Source organism: Methylobacterium sp. D54C, assembly GCF_053345595.1.
On sequence record NZ_JBKFAK010000222.1, the window covers coordinates 1 to 296 of the forward strand.

At 65.2% G+C, this 296-nt stretch carries 1 protein-coding gene; it reads left to right on the forward strand.

Translation table 11 applies throughout. From position 1 onward, the window contains the following. Positions 1–296, forward strand: a 296-nt coding sequence (locus ACLBYB_RS33255; RefSeq protein ID WP_447701436.1) for an efflux RND transporter permease subunit, incomplete at both ends; no start/stop codon positions are given.

A 296-nucleotide genomic window follows, 5' to 3' on the forward strand; every position in this document is an offset into this window, starting at 1 on the left:
CCTTTCCGACTGGGCGCTCGGGCACCGCTCGTTCGTCTGGTTCCTCATGCTGGTCTCGCTGATCGCGGGCCTGATGGCCTACACCCGCCTCGGCCGTGGGGAGGATCCGCCCTTCACCATCAAGACCATGGTGGTGCAGACCACGTGGCCGGGCGCGACCATCAAGGACACCCTCGATCAGGACACCGACCGGGTCGAGAAGGAGCTCCAGCAGCTCAACGGCCTCGACTTCGTCCGCAGCTACACGACGCCCGGATCGTCGACAGTCTTCGTCCAGTTCCGCGACACGCTCAAGA